Origin of the sequence: Streptomyces sp. NRRL B-3229, from assembly GCF_000719505.1 — a bacterium.
Taxonomy (GTDB): domain Bacteria; phylum Actinomycetota; class Actinomycetes; order Streptomycetales; family Streptomycetaceae; genus Streptomyces; species Streptomyces griseorubiginosus.
The window spans coordinates 390,472-407,236 of record NZ_JOGP01000007.1 but is presented as its reverse complement, the minus strand read 5'-3'; the positions used below and the strand labels follow the sequence as shown (position 1 = coordinate 407,236).

The 16,765-nt window shown below is 70.7% G+C and carries 16 protein-coding genes; 10 read left to right on the top strand and 6 right to left on the bottom strand.

Going from position 1 to position 16,765, the window contains the following annotated elements; translation table 11 throughout:
- Positions 1 to 12: 12 nt before the first annotated feature.
- Together IF54_RS0113765 and IF54_RS0113760 are read right to left on the bottom strand one after the other, a co-directional pair.
- Positions 13 to 591 (bottom strand): hypothetical protein, encoded by a 579-nt coding sequence (locus IF54_RS0113765; RefSeq protein WP_199821206.1) that lies wholly within the window; start codon positions 589 to 591, stop codon positions 13 to 15.
- 10 nt (positions 592 to 601) lie between these two features.
- Positions 602 to 1,450, bottom strand: coding sequence for a helix-turn-helix transcriptional regulator (locus IF54_RS0113760; RefSeq protein WP_037819938.1), 849 nt, complete (start codon positions 1,448 to 1,450; stop codon positions 602 to 604).
- A gap of 49 nt (positions 1,451 to 1,499) precedes the next feature.
- On the opposite strand from IF54_RS0113760, the gene IF54_RS0113755 reads away from it, so the two are divergent.
- Positions 1,500 to 1,925: a DUF2000 domain-containing protein gene (locus IF54_RS0113755; protein ID WP_030318083.1), complete on the top strand. Its 426-nt coding sequence runs from the start codon at positions 1,500 to 1,502 to the stop codon at positions 1,923 to 1,925.
- Between the two features lie 24 nt (positions 1,926 to 1,949).
- On the opposite strand, the gene IF54_RS0113750 is transcribed toward IF54_RS0113755, so the two are convergent.
- Positions 1,950 to 3,209 carry an MDR family MFS transporter gene (locus IF54_RS0113750; RefSeq protein WP_030318081.1) on the bottom strand — a complete coding sequence of 420 codons (1,260 nt, stop codon included), beginning with the start codon at positions 3,207 to 3,209 and terminating at the stop codon, positions 1,950 to 1,952.
- A 177-nt stretch (positions 3,210 to 3,386) separates the two neighbouring features.
- Here IF54_RS0113750 and IF54_RS0113745 point away from each other — a divergent pair, with 177 nt between their 5' ends.
- Entirely contained in the window at positions 3,387 to 4,148 is a 762-nt protein-coding gene (locus tag IF54_RS0113745; RefSeq protein ID WP_020140154.1) for a phosphoglyceromutase, read from the top strand.
- Between the two features lie 938 nt (positions 4,149 to 5,086).
- On the opposite strand, the gene IF54_RS0113735 is transcribed toward IF54_RS0113745, so the two are convergent.
- Both IF54_RS0113735 and phoU read right to left on the bottom strand, forming a co-directional pair.
- On the bottom strand, positions 5,087 to 5,335 hold the full coding sequence (locus IF54_RS0113735; protein WP_028810048.1) for an SCO4226 family nickel-binding protein: 249 nt from the start codon (positions 5,333 to 5,335) through the stop codon (positions 5,087 to 5,089).
- A 589-nt stretch (positions 5,336 to 5,924) separates the two neighbouring features.
- Positions 5,925 to 6,614 (bottom strand): phosphate signaling complex protein PhoU, encoded by a 690-nt coding sequence (phoU, locus tag IF54_RS0113730; protein ID WP_020140132.1) that lies wholly within the window; start codon positions 6,612 to 6,614, stop codon positions 5,925 to 5,927.
- A gap of 311 nt (positions 6,615 to 6,925) precedes the next feature.
- Here phoU and IF54_RS0113725 point away from each other — a divergent pair, with 311 nt between their 5' ends.
- Both IF54_RS0113725 and IF54_RS0113720 read left to right on the top strand, forming a co-directional pair.
- Positions 6,926 to 8,182 (top strand): sensor histidine kinase, encoded by a 1,257-nt coding sequence (locus tag IF54_RS0113725; RefSeq protein ID WP_030318077.1) that lies wholly within the window; start codon positions 6,926 to 6,928, stop codon positions 8,180 to 8,182.
- A complete protein-coding gene (locus IF54_RS0113720; RefSeq protein WP_009340348.1) occupies positions 8,179 to 8,859 on the top strand; it encodes a response regulator transcription factor in 681 nt (226 codons plus the stop codon). Before IF54_RS0113725 ends, IF54_RS0113720 begins: the two co-directional genes overlap by 4 nt.
- A 167-nt stretch (positions 8,860 to 9,026) precedes the next feature.
- Here the strand turns inward: IF54_RS0113720 and IF54_RS0113715 are convergent, their stop codons facing one another.
- Positions 9,027 to 9,677 carry a copper chaperone PCu(A)C gene (locus tag IF54_RS0113715; protein ID WP_030318075.1) on the bottom strand — a complete coding sequence of 217 codons (651 nt, stop codon included), beginning with the start codon at positions 9,675 to 9,677 and terminating at the stop codon, positions 9,027 to 9,029.
- A gap of 589 nt (positions 9,678 to 10,266) precedes the next feature.
- Here IF54_RS0113715 and IF54_RS0113710 point away from each other — a divergent pair.
- From IF54_RS0113710 to IF54_RS0113685, 6 genes are all read left to right on the top strand, one after another.
- On the top strand, positions 10,267 to 10,749 hold the full coding sequence (locus IF54_RS0113710; RefSeq protein ID WP_003953493.1) for a CarD family transcriptional regulator: 483 nt from the start codon (positions 10,267 to 10,269) through the stop codon (positions 10,747 to 10,749).
- A gap of 388 nt (positions 10,750 to 11,137) precedes the next feature.
- Entirely contained in the window at positions 11,138 to 11,896 is a 759-nt protein-coding gene (ispD, locus tag IF54_RS0113705; RefSeq protein WP_030318074.1) for a 2-C-methyl-D-erythritol 4-phosphate cytidylyltransferase, read from the top strand.
- Positions 11,886 to 12,386 carry a 2-C-methyl-D-erythritol 2,4-cyclodiphosphate synthase gene (gene ispF, locus IF54_RS0113700; RefSeq protein WP_030318073.1) on the top strand — a complete coding sequence of 167 codons (501 nt, stop codon included), beginning with the start codon at positions 11,886 to 11,888 and terminating at the stop codon, positions 12,384 to 12,386. The genes ispD and ispF overlap by 11 nt, the downstream gene beginning before the upstream one ends.
- 53 nt (positions 12,387 to 12,439) lie before the next feature.
- The gene (gene cysS / locus IF54_RS0113695; RefSeq protein WP_030318070.1) at positions 12,440 to 13,834 is read left to right on the top strand and encodes a cysteine--tRNA ligase; all 1,395 of its coding nucleotides are present in this window, start codon (positions 12,440 to 12,442) and stop codon (positions 13,832 to 13,834) included.
- Between the two features lie 121 nt (positions 13,835 to 13,955).
- Positions 13,956 to 14,897, top strand: coding sequence for a 23S rRNA (guanosine(2251)-2'-O)-methyltransferase RlmB (gene rlmB, locus IF54_RS0113690; protein WP_020140125.1), 942 nt, complete (start codon positions 13,956 to 13,958; stop codon positions 14,895 to 14,897).
- Positions 14,898 to 15,037: 140 nt separating this feature from the next.
- Complete coding sequence (locus IF54_RS0113685) at positions 15,038 to 16,633, top strand: DoxX family protein (RefSeq protein ID WP_078851964.1); 1,596 nt, start codon at positions 15,038 to 15,040, stop codon at positions 16,631 to 16,633.
- Positions 16,634 to 16,765 lie beyond the last annotated feature (132 nt).

Below are 16,765 nucleotides of genomic sequence, written 5' to 3'. Positions count from 1 at the left end.
GGGCGGGCTCGCCTAGTGGGGCGGGAGCGTGCCGGACGGCCGGGGCGGGCTGGTGGGACCGGGGTCCTCGGGCGTGGGCGTGGGAGCGGACTGCTTGTCCAGCTGGTCGGCGAAGGCCCGCAGCGCGTCGGCGAGTTCCTTCTTGGTGGGCAACTGATCGACCTTCCGGTCGAGTTCGGCGATACGGCGGTTGAGCTCCGCCAAGTCGCCCGGTGTGGAGGGCTGTTCGGACGGTTCCCCGGAAGGTTCCGGGGTGGGCTCCTCCGTGGGGTCGTCGGGGGAGGTGGAGGTGGGGCTGGGGTCAGTCCCGCCGGTGATCCCGCCACTGCCGTCGGTCCCGCCACTGCCGCCGACCGTGCCGCCGTCGGTCCCGCTCTCGTCGCCCGGATAGCCAGCCGACGCACTGGGCTCGGCGCTGGGCCCGTCGTCCGAACTCGCCGCGAGGGCACCGCCCACGCTCACGGCGGCCAGGAACGCCGCGCCCGCGACGGCGACCGAGAGACGCCTGAACGGTAAGGACTTCTGTGCCTCGCCCGTGCTATGTCCGTTACGCGTGTTCTGTCCGTCACCCGTGTTCTCTCTGTCATCCATGCCGGCGACGCTAATCGCCGACGATCACCGGACGGGCGCCTTCCGTCGATGTCCTCGCGCTCACCCGGTACCGCCCCGGAGTGACCCCCACCAACCGCTTGAAGTGCCGGGTGAGATGGGCCTGGTCGTGGAACCCGGTGAGCGCGGCGACCTCGGCGGGCCCGCTCCCGGCGAGCAGCAGCCGCCGGGCCCGGTCGACGCGGCGCGAGGTCAGGTACTGGTGCGGAGCGATGCCGTACGCGCTGCTGAACGCCCTTACGAGATGCGCCGGATGGGCCTGGACGGTCGCCGCGGCCGCTTCCAGGGAGAGCCCCTCCACGACCCGCTCGTCGAGGAGTTCGCGCAGCCGGCGGGCCAGGACGGGGTCACGGCGCGCGGGTTCGCCGTACGACTGGGGCCGCAGGAGAGCCCGGAGCCGGTCGCCGATGAGGGTCAGCCGGCTCTCGGCCTCGAACTCCTCACCGGGCCTGGTCAGCGCCGTGTGCAACTGCCCGACCCGTAGCCGCAGTACGGGGTCCCGCAGATCGGGGCCGTCGACGGCGGGCCCGATGAGCTCGTCGCCGAGATGGGTGCCGTCGAGGTAGAGGACCCGCTTGCGGAAGCCGCCGGGGGTGGCGGGCGAGCCGTTGTGCGGGACGTGCGGGGGCAGCAGGGACACGGTGTCGTCCGGCGTGCCGTGCTCGTGCCGGTCGAGGTCGTACCGTACGGCGCCGTCGTCCACGATGAGCAGCGTCCACGCCTCGTGCACATGCATGGGGTAGGCGTACTCGGTGAAGTGCGCGTGGAAGACCTCGGTGACGCCCGGGACGGTCGGGCGCCACGCGGTGACCTCCTGCGGGGGCGGGGTTCTCGGCGCCATGCAAAGAACGTACAAGACGGTGCCGTACGGCGGCCGGGAGTCTGGGCGCATGAGTACTGAACCCCTCCGCTTCGACACCAAGATCGCCGTCCTGCTGCGCGAGGACCTGGAGACCTGGCAGCGCCTGAATGTCACCGCCTTCCTGGTCAGCGGCCTTTCCGCGCAGGCGCCCGAGGTGCTCGGCGAACCGTACGAGGACGCCGACGGGGTGCCCTATCTGCCGATGTTCCGGCAGCCGGTCCTGGTCTTCGAGGGCACCAAGGAGACACTGACGGCGGCCCACGCGCGCGTGCTGTCCCGCTCGCTGCCGCGCGCTCTCTTCACGAGCGACCTGTTCGCGACGGGCAACGACCGGGACAACCGCGCGGCGGTCCGGGCGGTCGCGACTGCGGACCTGGACCTGGTGGGGCTTGCCGTGTACGGGCCGCGCAACGCCGTGGACAAGGTGCTCAAGGGTGCGCGGATGCATCCGTGACGAGGGGCTTGCTCTCCTGCGGGCTCAGGCCGGGGCGGCTTCGGCGGCGGCCGGCTTCTCGGGTACGGCGATCTCGGCGGCCGTCTCCCCGGGCAGGTGCCGCATCAGGGCCGCGTACCCCACCGCGGCGACCGTCCCGACGACCGCGCAGAGCCCCCACAGCCAGGCGGCGCCGTAACGGTCGATGACGAATCCGGACATCAGGGGCGCGACGAGGGCCGCGAGGGACCAGGACAGGGTGTACATGCCCTGGTAGCGACCGCGGCCGTGGGCGGGGGAGAGGCGGACGACGAGCCCGGTCTGGGTGGGCGCGTTGATCATCTCGCCGAGCGTCCACACGCACACGGTGAGGGCGAAGAGACCGACGGACCCGGCGAAGGCGGTGAGCCCGAAGCCGTACCCCGCGAGGAGGGACGAGACGACGAGCAGCCGCTTCGGGTCCCGGTGCTGGATGAACCGGGTCACGGGGATCTGGAGGGCGACGATCAGGACCCCGTTGAGAGCGATGGCCAGGCCGTAGTCGGCCGGGGTGAACCCGGCGGCGCCCATCGCGACCGGCAGGCCGATGGAGCCCTGCTGGAAGATCACGGCGACCAGGAAGGACAGTCCGACGACACTCATGAAGCGTCCGTCGCGCAGGACGGCGGCGAGGCGGACGTCGTCGGAGACCTTCCCGGCGTGCTGGGCGACGGGCCGTGACTCGGGCAGCTTGAGGAAGACGACGACCGCGCAGACGGCGGTCATCCCGGCCTCGACGAGGAAGCCGGCGAGATAGCTGAACTCGGCGATGAACCCGGCGCCCATCGAGGAGACGGCGAAGCCGAGGTTGATGGCCCAGTAGTTGAGCGAGAAGGCCCGCACCCGGTCCTCGGGCCGCACGATGTCGGCCATCATCGCCTGCACGGCCGGCCGGGACGCGTTGGAGGCCATGCCGACCAGGAAGGCGACGGCGGCGATGGCGACAGGGTGGTGCATGAAGCCGAGCAGCGCGACGGAGGCGGCGGTCGACGCCTGGGCCACGAGCAGGGTGGGCCGCCGGCCCAGCCGGTCGGTCATGACCCCCGCCCCGAGCGACGACACGACACCGCCGAGCCCGTGCAGGGAGGCGACGAGACCGGCGTAGGAGGCGGAGTAGCCGCGGTCCAGGGTGAGGTAGAGCGCCATGAAGGTGGCGACGAAGGCGCCGAGCCGGTTGACGAGGGTGCTGGTCCACAGCCACCAGAACTCACGGGGGAGCCCGGAGACGGTCTCGCGGGTGGCGCGTCTCAAGGTGGCGAGCGGCATGGACGGTCCCCCAGGTGTGTAAGTGGCTCAGATGGCGAGCACAACTTACGAAACCGGGGTGGCCGGGGGCCACTCAATTAACAGATCCCGTCAACCGATCCCGCCGACCGATCCTGCGACCGTCCGCCTGCCGAACGGGCGCCGCCCCGACCGAAGGCGTGGATTACGCTCATACGCATGGCCGACGCACCGTACAAGCTGATCCTCCTCCGCCACGGCGAGAGCGAGTGGAACGCGAAGAACCTGTTCACCGGCTGGGTGGACGTCAACCTCAACGAGAAGGGCGAGAAGGAGGCAGTCCGCGGCGGCGAGCTCCTGAAGGACGCCGACCTCCTGCCCGACGTGGTCCACACGTCCCTCCAGAAGCGCGCGATCCGCACCGCCCAGCTGGCGCTGGAGTCCGCGGACCGCCACTGGATCCCGGTCCACCGCTCGTGGCGCCTGAACGAGCGCCACTACGGCGCCCTCCAGGGCAAGGACAAGGCGCAGACCCTCGCGGAGTTCGGCGAGGAGCAGTTCATGCTGTGGCGCCGTTCCTACGACACGCCCCCGCCGCCCCTCGAGGACGGCACGGAGTTCTCCCAGTCCGAGGACCCCCGTTACGCCTCCATCCCGCCGGAGCTGCGGCCCCGCACGGAGTGCCTGAAGGACGTCGTCGTCCGCATGCTTCCGTACTGGTACGACGGCATCGTCCCGGACCTCCTGGCCGGCCGCACGGTCCTGGTCGCGGCCCACGGCAACAGCCTCCGCGCCCTGGTCAAGCACCTGGACGGCATCTCGGACGCCGACATCGCGGGCCTCAACATCCCGACGGGCATCCCCCTCTCCTACGAACTCGACGCCTCCTTCAAGCCGGTGACCCCGGGCGGCAAGTACCTCGACCCGGAGGCGGCCGCGGCGGCGATCGAGGCGGTCAAGAACCAGGGCAAGAAGAAGTAACCGAAGCGATCAAGGCCCCTGGCTGCGGTTTCTCCGCCGGGCAGGGGCCTTGTTGCCGTGCTGGGGCCCTGTCTGGGCCGCAAGCCGTGGGAAAGCCCACGAAGCACAGCAAACACCGTGGCTGCGGCCCGCCGGCAACGGCCCGCCGGCCAGCCCGCCCGACCGCAATGACTTCCCGCAGAGCAAGGGGCAGCCAAGTCCAGCACGGACGAGGAGTGTCGTGGAGCTATCGCCATCGATGTCGAACCGTCTTGCGAACAGCAGCCTCGGAGTTGTTCCGGCGGCCGCTGCTGTTGCCTACGCAGCGCAAGCCAGCTCGGGCTTCTCGAGGACCGCGGCCTGTGTCGCTGTGATGGGGTTCGCGGCCCTCTCTGTGAGGGGATACCGGCTCGGCGTGACATGTGAGCGCGGGAGACTCTCGATCCGCGGCTACCTGCGCACACGCGTGATTGCGCGGGAGGACGTCACAGAGATCACGGACTTCCCCGCCGTCAGATGGACGACTCGCAAAGGGGGCGAGCGATGGACCCCCATCACGGCGTTCATGACGAACGCGAGCGAACTCTCGACAACTCGCCTCCACAAGGCCCGTGCCATGAGGGAGCTGCGACAGTGGGCAGGACGCCAGTGACTCCCACACGGGGCCGCCTCCCGGTGAGCGGGGCCGGCGGAGCTGACTTTCGTGTCCGCACCAGGGGGACGTCAGTGGGAACGAACGGGCCGTTGAAGCGCTGCTCGGGGGTGGGGCGACGGTCGGTGGCCGGAGAGCGCTTGCGGTGGTGGCGGATGGATGGTCGGGCACGACCAGTTGCCCTGACGGCCGGGCAACTGGTCTTCCATGAGCGCCGCCCCCAGCGGTGATCGCGTTCGCGCCGGTCAGACCAAAGGCCCCGCCGGCCACGCCAACCGTCAACCGGCGACCCGCCCGCACCCCACCGTCACACCGACAACGGCACCGGATGGACCTCGTCCGCCTTGTGGCCGGTCCGTTCGTGGATGCGTTGGACCGCTTCCGGAGAAGGTGCCTCCGAGAGGCAGTACACGGTGCCGGACTCCGGGTCGGCCCAGGCGCGCTCGAAGTGCACGCCCTCTTCTCCTTCTATCGCCAGGTCGGCCTGATGGGCCTCCATCAGCTGCTCCGCCGTGATGCCGTGCATTCCTCGGTGTACGTCCATGTAACGAGCCATGGCCTCCACCTCCTCGCCCGCCGCACACCGGCGGCGTCATCCCCGAGCCGTAAAGTCGCCCGCCCCGTCACCGTCCTCATCCATGCTGCGCCTCCTCACCCGACCGGGCGACCCGAGCACCGGCGCCCGCCCAGCCCGGACACGACGAGGGGCCCCGGGATCACCCCGGGGCCCCTCACCGCCGTACAAGAAATGCCGTGCAAGAAATGCCGTACCGGAAATCTCAGCCGCACTGACACGGATTGCCCGACTGGCACCCGCACCCGCATCCCGACCCGCAGCCGCACGCGCCGATGACCGACAGGGTCCTGATCACGGCGGGCTGCTCGGTCGGGCGTTCCTGGGTGGGGTCGGACTGGGGGGTGCTGGGGGCTTCGGCCATGAGTCCCTCCTCGAGGCGAGGGCCAGTACGTCCCGACGGTCGGATCAGGCCCTGTACCCAGTGCATGCCCGCTTCCCTGGGCGCATCAACGGCGCACAGAGGCTCGCGCACGCCCTGACAGGACTCCACGGGACTCCACGGGACTCCGCAGGACTTCTCCGGACTCCTCGGCAGTCCTCACCCCACCGGCGCGCCCCCCCGGAGGGGTCACGCCCCCTCCACCCCCGTCACCGGCTGGACGTCCGCCTGAAGGTCGTCCGCGTGCTCGCCCGTCACCAGGTACACCACACGCTTGGCCACCGACACCGCGTGGTCCGCGAACCGCTCGTAGTAGCGGCCCAGCAGCGTGACGTCCACCGCCGTCTCGATGCCGTGCTTCCACTTGTCGTCCAGCAGGTGCTGGAAGAGCGTGCGGTGCAGCAGGTCCATCTCGTCGTCGTCCTGCTCCAGCTGGAGCGCCAGGTCGACGTCCTTGGTGATGATGACCTCCGCCGCCTTGGCCATCAGGCGCTGGGCGAGCTGGCCCATCTCCAGGATGGTGGCGTGCAGGTCGTGGGGGATCGCCTTCTCGGGGAAGCGCAGCCGGGCCAGTTTCGCCACGTGCTGGGCGAGGTCGCCGGAGCGCTCCAGGTCGGCGGACATCCGCAGGGAGGTCACGACGATCCGCAGGTCCGTCGCCACCGGCTGCTGGCGGGCGAGCAGTGCTATCGCCCGGGCCTCCAGGTCGTGCTGGAGGTCGTCCACCTTCTGGTCGGCCTCGATCACGCTCTCGGCGAGCTTCAGGTCGGAGTCGAGGATGGCCGTCGTGGCGCGTCCGATCGCCGAGCCGACCAGGCGGGCCATCTCCACCAGACCGTCGCCGATCGAATCAAGTTCCTCGTGGTACGCGTCCCGCATTGTCGGTTCCCTCTCGTACGTCGTTCCTGTGGGTGCCAGGGGCCAAGACCGGCCGCGAAACCGGCGCCACCGGCTGCGAAAACCGGCGCCACCGGCCGCGAAACCGGTGTTACCAGCCGCGAAAACCGGTGCTACCGGCCGCGAAACCGGGTGCTGCGTACCCCACGCTCCCACGTTCGGCCCCGTACGCGTCCGTTTCCGCCCTCCCAAATGAACCACCACTGGCTCCAAGGTGAACTCTGGGCGACGAGTGTTCGAGGTCCCACTCGGACGGCTGTGGCCAGGACGGATCCCATGCCTAACCTGGAGGCATGGACGTGAACGCGGCGGTCGCCGCAGCGGCAGCGATCGCCGGTGTGCTCACCGGTGTCATCGCCATGCTGGCGTTCCGCTGGAGCGAGCGGGAGCAGAAGCGCCCCACCCGCACCTCCCTGCACACCGACCCCGTGCTTCCGCCGGGCGTGGACACCGTGCTCTCGGTGCTCAGGTCCTCGGCCGTCGTCCTCGACGAGGCCGACGCCGTCGTCAAGGCCAGCTCCGCCGCGTACGCCCTCGGGCTGGTCCGCGGCGGCAAGCTGTCCGTGGAGCCGATGCTCCAGATGGCCCGGGACACCCGGCGGGACGGGGAGATACGCCAGGTCGAGCTGGACCTGCCCAGGCGGGGCACCGGACGCGGCGAGGCACTGGCCGTCTCCGCGCGGGTCGCGCCCCTCGGCTCCCGGCTGGTGCTGCTCCTCGTCGAGGACCTCACCGAGGCCCGGCGGATCGAAGCGGTGCGGCGGGACTTCGTCGCGAACGTCAGCCATGAGCTCAAGACCCCGGTCGGCGCGCTCTCCCTCCTCTCCGAGGCCGTCATGGACGCCTCCGAGGACCCGGAGGCCGTGGAGCGGTTCGCCGGCCGTATGCAGATCGAGGCCACCCGGCTGACCAGCCTGGTCCAGGAACTCATCGACCTCTCCCGGGTGCAGAACGACGACCCGCTGGAGGACGCCGAGCCGGTCCGCGTGGACGAACTGGTCGCCGAGGCCATCGACCGCTGCCGGCACCAGGCCGGCACCAAGCAGATCACCATGGCCGCCGCCGGCGCGGCCGAGCTGCGGGTCTGGGGCAACCGCGGCCAGCTCGCCGCCGCCCTCGGCAACCTCGTCGAGAACGCCGTCAACTACTCGCCCGCCCGCACCCGCGTCGGCATAGCGGCCCGCAGGGTGTCCGCGCCGGGCGGCGACCACATCGAGGTCGCCGTCACCGACCAGGGCATCGGCATCTCCGACAAGGACAAGGAGCGCATCTTCGAGCGCTTCTACCGCGTCGACCCGGCCCGCTCCCGCCAGACCGGCGGCACCGGCCTCGGTCTCGCGATCGTCAAGCACGTGGCCGCCTCGCACGGCGGGGAGGTCACGGTGTGGAGCTCGGAGGGCCAGGGCTCCACGTTCACCCTCAGGCTGCCGGAGGCGGGCGCGGCCCGCGACCGCGCGCTCCAGCACCCCGACCTCGACGACGAGGACGGGCTTTCCACCACCGAGTCGGCTTCTTACGACCCGCTTCCCGCCCCGGAGGTCCTTCCGTGACCCGAGTGCTCGTCGTCGAGGACGAGGAGTCCTTCTCCGACGCCCTGTCGTACATGCTTCGCAAGGAGGGCTTCGAGGTCGCCATCGCGACCACGGGACCCGACGGACTCGACGAGTTCGAGCGCAACGGCGCCGACCTCGTCCTCCTCGACCTGATGCTGCCGGGCCTGCCCGGCACGGAGGTCTGCCGCCAGCTGCGCGGCCGCTCCAACGTCCCCGTCATCATGGTGACCGCCAAGGACAGCGAGATCGACAAGGTCGTCGGCCTGGAGATAGGAGCCGACGACTATGTCACCAAGCCGTTCTCCTCGCGCGAGCTGGTCGCCCGTATCCGCGCCGTCCTGCGCCGCCGCGGGGAGCCCGAGGAGGTCACCCCGGCCGCGCTGGAGGCCGGTCCGGTCCGCATGGACGTGGACCGCCACGTGGTCACGGTCTCCGGCTCCAAGGTCGACCTGCCCCTCAAGGAGTTCGACCTGCTGGAGATGCTGCTGCGCAACGCGGGCCGCGTCCTGACCCGCATGCAGCTCATCGACCGCGTCTGGGGCGCCGACTACGTGGGCGACACCAAGACCCTCGACGTCCACGTCAAGCGCCTCCGCGCCAAGATCGAGCCCGACCCGGGCGCGCCGCGGTACCTGGTGACGGTCCGTGGCCTCGGATACAAGTTCGAGCCGTAGACCGAGCGCAGCTCGCACACGCCGAAGGGCGGGACCTCCTCGGAGATCCCGCCCTTCGTGTCGTACGGCGACTCCCGTTCGGCGACTCCCGTTCGGCGACTCCCGTACGGCGACTCCCGTACAGCGATCGCGTACAGCGACCCTGTACGGCGATCCCGTACGGCCGCTCAGCCCGCGCTCGCGCTCGCGGAGGCCGCGTTGGTCGGGGTGGCGGGGCCGCTCGGGGTGGCCGCGCCGCTCGGGGTCGCGGAGCCGGAGGGCTTCGGCTTCGTGGGGGTCGCCGGGGCGGACGGCGCCGCGCTCGGGCCCCACTTGGCGTAGTAGCTGTCGGCCGGGACCACGAAGGCCTTCAGGCTGACGTCACCGGTGGTGCTGAAGGTGAAGGTGACCTTCTGGGCGTTGCCGTCCTTGACGCTCTCGCCGAGGTCGGCCACCGCCGCGGAGGCGTTGCCCTTGCCGCCGAGGACGACCGAGCCGTGGGCCGGGACGGTCACCTTGCCGTTGCCCTTGGCGGGCTTGAGCTCGGCGCTGCCGCCGCCCGCGATGGTCACGGAGTCCAGCGTCTGGGCCGTGGCACCGGTGTTGAAGACGGTCCCGGAGACGGCGGCCGGGCCCTTGGTCTCGCCGGAGGCCTGGGTGGTGGCCTGGGTGATGACCACGATGTTCTGGAGCTTGATGGCGCCGACGCTGGTCTCCGCGTTGTCGGGCTTGACCTCCAGCGTCTGGGCGTCGGTGCCGGCCGCGCACGCGGAGAGCGTGACGATCGAGAACGCGAGGGAGGCGGCGGCGAGGGCGCCGCGTCGAAGGCTGCTGCTCACGGCGGCGGCAACTCCTTGACTTGAGCGGGGCGGCCCGTAAAGCCGCGCTAAGTGTCTGTCAGCGGGCTTAGGTTACCGAGCCGTCCCCGTGCCGCCGCACCCGACCCTCCCCAAGAGGCGTGTCACTCGCTTCACAAGTGACCCGTGAGTCACTTGTACCCCGCAGTCGGGCGCTCGTCCGGCATTCACATAAGAGGCTTCGGCGCCCCGCGGCAAAACTTCCGTGAAGGAAAGGGAGACCGCCCCCGGAATTGATCACCGTGTGATCCGTGGGGCGCGTGTGATCAATTTCGGAATCGACACCGAAGTCACTCCTGCCACCGAACGGAGTAGCGGAAGTCGCACACATGGAACCGGACATTTGTGGACGTTAGGCCGCTCGGAGGCGGCTCCGGATGTGTGTAACGTACGCGTTTCACCTCCCCCGGAGAGCCGCTCCCACCTGCGAATACCTACTTCCGCTCGGCCTCCACAGCACGTTCCTGTTGCTGTTGTCAAGCCCCGAGATATGCCCTGACCTGCGAAAACGCCATTCAGAACCCGCGGTTTCCGTGTTACCCTGGATAGCCACGGAAGGGGTACCTGTCACATGACGTTCAAGGTTGGCGACACCGTGGTCTATCCCCATCACGGGGCCGCGCTGATCGAGGCCATCGAAACTCGCCAGATCAAAGGCGTGGACAAGACCTACTTGGTGCTGAAGGTCGCCCAGGGTGACCTGACGGTACGTGTGCCAGCGGACAATGCGGAGTTCGTCGGCGTGCGTGATGTGGTCGGTCAGGACGGGCTGGACCGGGTCTTCGAGGTGCTGCGCGCACCGTACGCCGAGGAGCCCACTAACTGGTCCCGTCGTTACAAGGCAAACCTGGAGAAGCTCGCCTCCGGCGATGTCATCAAGGTCGCGGAAGTCGTGCGTGACCTGTGGCGTCGTGAGCGCGAGCGCGGACTCTCCGCAGGTGAGAAGCGCATGCTCGCCAAGGCTCGGCAGATCCTGGTGAGCGAGCTCGCCCTCGCGGAGAACACGAACGAGGACAAGGCCGAGGCGCTGCTCGACGAGGTTCTCGCGTCCTGAGCGTCCCTGTGCAGGCCCCTGGCCGGCTCAGCTCAGCACACCAATGAGTACTTCGAAGAAGTACCGCAGTACTTCCCAGAAGTACCGCACTGAAATGCCGCGGTGCCCGATGACGCGAAAGCTGTCGCCGGGCGCTGCGGCATGTCCGTCTCCGGATGGAGCCGTCCTGCCGGATCACGTGATGCCGGATCACGGCGTTTCCGTCGACGGGCGACGCCTCCGGCGCCGTACGCGTGTTCATTTCGGAGAGAAGATCCCCCGATACTTGGCGTGCCGGGCCCGGGCAGCAGGCTCGACCGGTGTCACGGAAGGGTCCGGTCAAGGCGTCGCGCCCGGCACGCTGTCTCCGTACCCACGTTGGCCGAGCACACAAACCTGACAGGAACCGATGTCTGACGTTTCGCGCCCTTCGCCCGCGCAGGCACGTGCGGAAGCCCGTACCGCGGTGGTGATTCCGGCCGCCGGAAGAGGCGTACGCCTTGGTCCGGGCGCCCCCAAAGCGCTTCGCGCGCTCAACGGCACCCCCATGCTGATCCACGCGATCCGCGCCATGGCCGCCTCCCGCGCCGTCTCCCTGGTCGTCGTGGTCGCCCCGCCCGACGGCGCCGGCGAGGTCAAGTCGCTCCTGGACGCGCACGCGATGCCCGAGCGCACCGACTTCGTCGTCGTCCCCGGCGGTGAGTCCCGCCAGGAGTCGGTGCGGCTCGGCCTGGACGCCCTGCCGGACGACTTCGACATCGTCCTGGTCCATGACGCGGCCCGCCCGCTCGTCCCGGTCGACACCGTCGACGCGGTCATCGAGGCCGTACGGGACGGTGCACCCGCCGTCGTCCCGGCGCTGCCCCTCGCGGACACCGTCAAGGAGGTCGAGCCGGCCCCCGGCGAGCCGGAGCCGGTGGTGGCCACCCCGGTCCGCGCGCGCCTGCGGGCCGTGCAGACCCCGCAGGGCTTCGACCGGGCCACCCTGATCCGCGCCCACGAGACCGTCACCGAGGACGTCACCGACGACGCGAGCATGGTCGAGCAGCTGGGCCTCACCGTCGTGGTCGTGCCCGGCCACGAGGAGGCCTTCAAGGTGACCCGACCCCTGGACCTGGTCCTCGCCGAGGCGGTCCTGGCCCGCAGGAGGCTCAACGATGGCTTCTGAGCAGCCCTTCCCCCTGCCCCAGGTGGGCATCGGCACCGACATCCACGCCTTCGAGGAGGGCCGCGAGCTGTGGTGCGCGGGCCTGAAGTGGGAGGGCCAGGGCCCCGGCCTGGCCGGCCACTCCGACGCGGACGTCGTCGCCCACGCCGCCTGCAACGCGCTCTTCTCCGCCGCCGGGCTCGGCGACCTCGGTCAGCACTTCGGCACCGGACGCCCCGAATGGTCGGGTGCATCCGGCGTCACCCTGTTGACGGAGGCGGCCCGGATCGTGCGCGAGGCCGGCTTCCGCATCGGCAACATCGCCGTACAGGTCGTAGGACCGCGTCCGAAGATCGGAAAGCGCCGGGACGAGGCGCAGAAGCTGCTGTCGGAGGCGGCCGGGGCGCCGGTCTCGGTGTCCGGGGCGACCACGGACGGACTCGGCTTCCCCGGCCGGGACGAGGGCCTGATGGCGGTGGCCACCGCGCTCGTGGTCAGGACCGCGAGCTGACCGTTATCCACAACCCGTCGAAGGCACCGGACATCGCCCACTACCCTGGACCCGTGACCATTCGCCTGTACGACACCAGCGCCCGGCAGATCCGTGACTTCGCCCCGCTCACGCCGGGCTGTGTCTCGATCTACCTCTGTGGCGCCACCGTGCAGGCCGCCCCGCACATCGGCCACATCCGCTCCGGCCTGAACTTCGACATCATGCGCCGCTGGTTCGAGTACCGCGGCTACGACGTCACCTTCATCCGCAACGTCACGGACATCGACGACAAGATCATCGCCAAGGCGGCCGACCAGAACCGCCCGTGGTGGTCCATCGGCTACGACAACGAGCGCGCGTTCAACGACGGTTACGCAGCGCTCGGCTGCCTCCCGCCGACGTACGAGCCGCGGGCCACCGGCCATGTCACCGAGATGGTCGAGATGATGCGCGGCCTCATCGAGCGCGGCCACGCGTACGAGGCCGACGGCAGCGTCTACTTCGACGTGCGCTCCTACCCGGGCTACCTGGCGCTGTCCAACCAGGACATCGACGACTTGCGCCAGCCCGACGAGGGCGTCTCCGGCAAGCGCGACCCCCGCGACTTCGCCATGTGGAAGGCGACCAAGCCCGGCGAGCCCGACTGGGAGACCCCGTGGGGCCGCGGCCGCCCCGGCTGGCACCTGGAGTGCTCGGCGATGGCGCACAAGTACCTGGGCTCCGCCTTCGACATCCACGGCGGCGGCTTGGACCTGATCTTCCCGCACCACGAGAACGAGATCGCCCAGGCCAAGGCCTACGGCGACGAGTTCGCCCGGTACTGGGTGCACAACGCCTGGGTCACCATGAGCGGCGAGAAGATGTCCAAGTCGCTCGGCAACAGCGTGCTGGTGAGCGAGATGGTCAAGCAGTGGCGCCCCATCGTGCTGCGCTACTACCTCGGCACCCCGCACTACCGCTCGATGATCGAGTACAGCCAGGACGCCCTGCGCGAGGCCGAGTCCGCGTTCGCGCGGATCGAGGGGTTCGTGCAGCGGGTCGTGGAGAAGGCCGGTGCCGTCGAGCCCTCCGCCGAGGTGCCGCCCGCCTTCGCCGAGGCCATGGACGACGACTTCAGCGTGCCGCAGGCCCTCGCCGTCGTGCACACCACCGTCCGGCAGGGCAACAGCGCGCTCGCGGCCGACGACAAGGAAGCAGCGGTCGCCCGCCTCGCCGAGGTGCGCGCCATGCTCGGCGTCCTCGGTCTCGACCCGCTCGACGCGCAGTGGGCCGGCGAGACCGACCGCGGCGAGGACCTGCACGGCGTGGTCGACAGCCTGGTCCGCCTGGTCCTCGACCAGCGCGAGGCCGCCCGCGCCCGCAAGGACTGGGGCACCGCGGACGCCATCCGCGACCAGCTCGGCCAGGCGGGACTGACCATCGAGGACAGTCCGCAGGGACCGCGCTGGACGCTGGGACCCCGGTAGTCGCCGGTCCCCTTCTCCTTGTTTTCCTTGATCGATTGTGCCGCCCGGCCATCCGGGCGGCACACTGCATGTACGCACGTCGATTCCCACGGCGTGGACACCCACGTGGAACAGGTAGGTCATGGCAGCCAACAACCGCCGCATGTCCGGCAAGAAGGGCGCGCAGGTCGGCAGTGGCGGCCAGCGGCGCAAGGGCCTGGAGGGCAAGGGGCCGACCCCGCCCGCCGAGATGCGCAAGGGCCACAAGAAGAACCGAATCGCCAATGCGCAGGCGAGGCAGACCGCGCGCCGTCCCGCAGCACGCGGCCGCGGCGGCAAGGGCACCTCGGAGATGGTCGTCGGCCGTAACCCGGTCGTCGAGGCACTGCGCGAGGGCGTGCCCGCGGTGACGCTCTACGTCCAGCAGTTCATCGACAACGACGAGCGGGTGCGCGAGGCGCTCCAGCTAGTCGCCGACCGCGGCGGCGTCCACCTCATGGAGGCCCCGCGTCCCGAACTCGACCGCATGACCAACGGCCTCAACCACCAGGGCCTGGTTTTGCAGGTCCCGCCGTACGAGTACGCGCACCCCGAGGACCTCGCCGCGGCCGCCTACGACGACGGCGAGGACCCGCTGATCGTGGCCCTCGACGGGGTGACCGACCCGCGCAACCTCGGTGCCGTCGTCCGCTCGGTGTCCGCGTTCGGCGGCCACGGCGTCGTCGTACCGGAGCGGCGCGCGGCCGGTATGACCGCCGGTGCCTGGAAGACGTCCGCCGGTACGGCCGCCCGCACCCCGGTCGCCCGGGCCACCAACCTGACCCGCGCCCTGGAGGCGTACAAGAAGGCGGGCATCGCGGTCGTGGGCCTCGCCGCCGACGGCGAGCACGAGGTCGGTGAACTCCCGGCCCTGGACGGCCCCGTCGTCATCGTCGTGGGCAGCGAGGGCAAGGGCCTGTCCCGACTGGTCGGTGAGACCTGCGACTTCCGGGTGCGGATCCCGATGCCGGGCGGCGCCGAGTCCCTCAACGCCGGTGTCGCGGCGGGGATCGTGCTGTACGAGGCGGCCCGGCGACGCGCCTGACGGCAGGGGCCGGGGTGGGTGAACGGGCGTTCGGGCCTGTCACCCACACGCGGCATTCCCGGCGTACGGGGCAAGCTTGACGGGGTCCGGACAGATCCGCCCGGTCAAAGCAGTGTCCTAACCACACGTCACTCGGTTAGATGAGTGTGGACACCAGAACACCCCGCACACCCACGGGGGACGGCCCGTCGGGATTCGACGACGCTCCCGCGCTGAGCATGGTGAAGGTGCCGAGCGATCCGGCGCAGATCATCGTCAATCATGCGAGCTTCCGCGTGCAGTTGGGCGCGTCGACGAGACGCGCCCAATCCCCGCGGATCGCACGGCACTTGATCGCCGCCGACGACACCGCCCGCATGCCGGCCGTCGGAGCCGCGGGGCGCCGCCGACCCGTCGTGTGGAGCGGCAGGTCCGCCCCCGACGACACCGGCGCCCACCGCCTGTTGCAGGCCGTACGGGGCGGCAGCGTCGGCCACGCCGAGCCTCCGGCCGCCGACGCCGGCGCCACCCAGGTCATCCCCCGCATCGACGTCGACCACGGCTACCAGGCCGACTACGACGGCGAGTTGGCCCAGACCATGGAGACCCCGGTCGTCGGGGCCCAGCGCAGCTACGACGCCCACGGCACCCGACTCCTGCCGGACATGCCGACGGTCGGCAGCGCCGACGACGAACCCGCCTATTCGGACGAGGACTTCGAGGACACCGGTCGCGGCTCCAAGCGAGGGGGCGACGAACCCGCGCGGCACGCCTACTACCCGGGCCGCCGCATGAACCTCGGCGTGGTCCTCCTCCCGCTCCGGATCTTCCTCGGCTTCATCTCCATCTACGCCGGCATGGGCAAGCTCTGCGACCCCGTCTACTTCGACGGCGGCAAGCGCGGCTCCATGGTCAAGTGGCTCAACACCCTGCACCCGTGGGAAGTCGCCGAACCCCTGCGCCAGTTCGCCCTCCAGCACCCGGTCGGCTCCGGCCTCGTCATCGCCTTCCTCCAGGTCATCGTGGGCGTCCTCACGATCCTGGGCTGCTGGCAGCGGGTCGCCGCGGTCGTCGGCGCCGGCCTCTCCGCCGCGCTCCTCGTCACCGTCAGCTGGAAGAGCATCCCCGCCTACGACACCCCCGACATCATCTACCTCGCCGCTTGGTCCCCGCTGATCATCGCGGGCGCTCCCGTCTACTCCATCGACGGCCGCCTCGCGGGCAGCGCCTGGCGGCGCCTCGGCCCCCGCTCCGACATCTGGGAGCTGCGCCGCTACGTCCTGCGCCGCGGCGCCCTGCTCACCGCGATCGTCACCGGCCTGACGCTGCTCATCGGCTCGGTGCTCGGCGGTGCCGTCCGGGACGCCGACCGCGTCATCGTGCCCGGCCCCGGAGAGGCCCCGCGCAACGAACTGCCGGGCTCCCCGCTCCCGCAGGACTCCGCCAAGGCCCGCAAGAAGAGCCCGTCGGCCTCCACCCGGCCCAGCCACGGCGCCACCAGGAGTCCGTCCGCCGGCACCTCGGCCACGCCCGGCGCCACCCGCGACACCGGCACCGGCACCGGCGGTTCGCCCAGCCAGACCCAGGGCACGACGGGACGGACCACGCCTCAGCAGTCCTCCCCGGTCCAGCAGGCCCCCAGCACCACCTCAGGCCCCACCGGCGGCACCAGCAGCTCCGGCGGCTCGACAGGCGGCTCCGGCACCGGGGGCTCGTCCTCCGGCCAGCCGGGCCTGGTCGGCGGCCTGTTGGGGTAGGCGGGCCGGTGGGAGACGTACTGGGCGACCCCACCGGCTGAGAGACACGGCCCACGCAGAGAGAAGGTCCCGCACAGAGGATGTGCGGGACCTTCTCGGCGTCGGCGAGCTGTGGCGCTTTTAGGGGCGCGG

Excerpts from the sequence above, each read along its gene's own strand:
- ispF (WP_030318073.1), top strand. The coding sequence starts at position 11,886 with ATGGCTTCTGAGCAGCCCTTCCCCCTGCCCCAGGTGGGCATCGGCACC.
- IF54_RS0113725 (WP_030318077.1), top strand. The coding sequence starts at position 6,926 with ATGGACGTGAACGCGGCGGTCGCCGCAGCGGCAGCGATCGCCGGTGTG.
- IF54_RS0113735 (WP_028810048.1), bottom strand. The coding sequence starts at position 5,335 with ATGGCTCGTTACATGGACGTACACCGAGGAATGCACGGCATCACGGCG.
- IF54_RS0113760 (WP_037819938.1), bottom strand. The coding sequence starts at position 1,450 with ATGGCGCCGAGAACCCCGCCCCCGCAGGAGGTCACCGCGTGGCGCCCG.
- IF54_RS0113755 (WP_030318083.1), top strand. The coding sequence starts at position 1,500 with ATGAGTACTGAACCCCTCCGCTTCGACACCAAGATCGCCGTCCTGCTG.
- IF54_RS0113765 (WP_199821206.1), bottom strand. The coding sequence starts at position 591 with ATGGATGACAGAGAGAACACGGGTGACGGACAGAACACGCGTAACGGA.
- rlmB (WP_020140125.1), top strand. The coding sequence starts at position 13,956 with ATGGCAGCCAACAACCGCCGCATGTCCGGCAAGAAGGGCGCGCAGGTC.
- ispD (WP_030318074.1), top strand. The coding sequence starts at position 11,138 with ATGTCTGACGTTTCGCGCCCTTCGCCCGCGCAGGCACGTGCGGAAGCC.
- IF54_RS0113745 (WP_020140154.1), top strand. The coding sequence starts at position 3,387 with ATGGCCGACGCACCGTACAAGCTGATCCTCCTCCGCCACGGCGAGAGC.
- IF54_RS0113710 (WP_003953493.1), top strand. The coding sequence starts at position 10,267 with ATGACGTTCAAGGTTGGCGACACCGTGGTCTATCCCCATCACGGGGCC.
- IF54_RS0113750 (WP_030318081.1), bottom strand. The coding sequence starts at position 3,209 with ATGCCGCTCGCCACCTTGAGACGCGCCACCCGCGAGACCGTCTCCGGG.
- IF54_RS0113685 (WP_078851964.1), top strand. The coding sequence starts at position 15,038 with ATGAGTGTGGACACCAGAACACCCCGCACACCCACGGGGGACGGCCCG.
- phoU (WP_020140132.1), bottom strand. The coding sequence starts at position 6,614 with ATGCGGGACGCGTACCACGAGGAACTTGATTCGATCGGCGACGGTCTG.